Below are 2696 nucleotides of genomic sequence, written 5' to 3' on the forward strand. Positions count from 1 at the left end.
GCCAGGATCACGTGGATGCCCGCCGCGCGCGCCATCTGGGCGAGACGCTGGATCGCACCTTCGATCTCCTTGCCGGCCACCATCATCAGGTCGGCCATCTCGTCCACGATCACCACGATGTAGGGCAAAGGAGTGAGATCGATCGTCACGTCCTCGTAGACGGTCTTCCCGGTTTCCTTGTCGAAGCCGGTCTCGACGGTTCGCGTGATCACTTCCCCTTTGGCCCTGGCCTCGGACACGCGGGCGTTGAAGCCGTCGATGTTGCGAACGCCCAGGCGAGCCATCTTCTTGTAGCGGTCCTCCATCTCGCGCACTGCCCAGCGCAAGGCGATGATCGCCTTCTTCGGGTCGGTGACCACGGGGGTGAGCAGGTGCGGAATGCCGTCATAGACGGAGAGTTCGAGCATCTTCGGGTCCACCATGATCAGACGGCACTGCTCCGGCGTGAACCGGTAGAGGAGCGACAGGATCATGGTGTTGATGGCCACCGACTTGCCCGAGCCGGTGGTGCCCGCGACCAGGAGATGCGGCATGCGGGCGAGATCCGCGATGACGGGCTCGCCGCCGATGGTCTTGCCGAGGCAGATCGGAAGCTTCTGCGTCGATGCCTTGAAGTCTGACGCCTCGAGCATCTCGCGCAGATACACGGTTTCGCGCGTATCGTTCGGCAGCTCGATGCCGATGGCGTTGCGGCCGGGGATCACCGCCACACGAGCCGAGACTGCGCTCATGGAGCGGGCGATATCCTCGGAGAGCGCGATGACGCGGGAGGATTTCACCCCGGGCGCCGGCTCCAGCTCGTAGAGGGTGACGACAGGCCCCGGATGAACATGAATGACCTCGCCCTTGACGCCGAAGTCACGGATGACCTTCTCGACGCGGCCTGCCCTCTCCTCGAGGATGTCCTCGGTGAGGATATCGCCTTCGGTCTCGGGCGGCTCGGCCAGCAATTCGATGGAGGGGAGCTCGTAGCCCGAGCCCCGCGCGCGCTCCTGGGCGGGGAAGCTGATCACCTGCCCTGTCGGCGTGTGTTCAGGCGCGGGAGGAGCCTCAGCGGGAGCCGAATGGACCTCTGACGGCGCCAGGGCCGTTGCCGGTGCCAAGGTCGCTCTCGTCGCTTCTTCTACGATTCCCGCCGCTGCTGGAGCAGGCATGAAATCTTCCCCGTAGAGGGCCAGATATCCAGGATCGACATCCTCGGCGAGCGCCTCCTGCGAGTCGAGCTCGGCCTGCTCCTCAGGCTCGTTCCATTCGGACACATCCTCGGAGATCTCCGGGCTCTGAGGGAATGCGGCCTCGTCCTCCGCCTCCGTCGCAAGGCTGTCGTCGGCACCGGCCTCCTGTGCCGGCAGGTCGAACGCGTAGCCGGACTTCAGGGATACGGCTGTCCGATACAATCCCGATTGGAATGCGAACGCGGAAAAGACCGGTCTCGCGGCCTCTACGGGCACAGGCAGCAGCGGCCCGGCCGACCGCTCAAATCCGGCCGCATCGACTTCAGGGTGGCCGGGTGCCGGTTCGATGCTCATGTCATCGAGCGCATCAGGAATCTCCCCCCGGCTCTCGGGGAGAGAGCGCGCCTCCGAACCCGACCTCGTCTCAGCATCAACTCCAGCGGTCGTTTCAGGGAGCACGGCGGCTTCCTCCATCCGGTCCGCGCCGGATGGCGCCGCAACCGGAGGGCAATCCGCCTTGGACGCCGGCGGTGAAAAAATCGTCGACTTGGTTTCCATCGCGGCCCGAAGCCGTTCCAGGCGCGTGCGGATCGCCTCCTCGCAGGATCGGTCCGCGGCACGGGCAAGACGGACCGCGTTCATGGCCTCGCTGGCCGGAAGAGCCACGACGTTGGTGTCCGGCTGCTTTCTGATGAAACGGTCGGGGGTCCGCGTGGCTCTCACATCCTTGTCGAGCGCGAAGGCCTTCCACCAGCCGGGCTCCGCTTCCCCCGCAGAGGACCAGGGAGCCTCCCAGACAGACCTATCGCTATTCGGGTGCACCGAATCGCTGCGCTGGTGAATCTCCGCTTGATCGGCGGGGATCCTGCCGTCTGGCTGGGCTGCAGCTTGAACGACGTCGTTGGGCTTTAATGGCTTACGCATGAGAACTGACAAATCTGTTGGAACTGGAAACAGGCCACCGCGGGTGCGGTGCGGCGGACTCTGACGAACACGGGTAAAGACACCGTTAGTGAACCCGGCCGCATCTGCTTTTGCGGGGCCGGCGACGACGAGCACGGCCCCTCCTCTCCCTGTGTCTCCGGGGGCATCGATCATATTCTTCCTGTGCGCCATCCCGACGATCTGCGGGCATTCTCCCGAATCGAGGCCGCGATCGATCGCCTCGCTCTCCGGGAAGCCGCCTGACCGACGGCGACGCACGGCGGTTTGTGCTTGCATTTGCCGGGGAAACGATTATGTGTCCCCTCCCCGCACCACCGCGACAGCAGGCGGTGCGGCTTTTTCCGGATACGCTGAATGTCTGTTCGCGGGCTCTTGCTCGGGAGTGACGTCACGTCTTTGGAGACGAAGCATTCGGGCCGTTGCAGGTTCGAGTGCCCTGCCAGGGCCGGTCTCTGGCGTGGTCCAAGAGCCTTGATCTGCAGTTTTGGCTGCGGAGTTTGGGCTCCTCTGGGGGCAAGATCCAAGTATTGGCTGCGGGGCTTAGGCTCTATTGGCGGGTATGGTCTGGAAGACATC

The 2696-nt window shown here is 64.5% G+C and carries 1 protein-coding gene; it reads right to left on the reverse strand.

Features of this window, described 5'->3' with window-relative positions:
- Positions 1-2099, reverse strand: a 2099-nt coding sequence (locus tag GR328_RS26350) for a DNA translocase FtsK (protein WP_246216112.1), incomplete at its 3' end; no start/stop codon positions are given.
- Between the last annotated feature and the right edge of the window lie 597 nt (positions 2100-2696).

Origin of the sequence: Microvirga makkahensis (assembly GCF_009830105.1) — a bacterium.
GTDB lineage: Bacteria > Pseudomonadota > Alphaproteobacteria > Rhizobiales > Beijerinckiaceae > Microvirga > Microvirga makkahensis.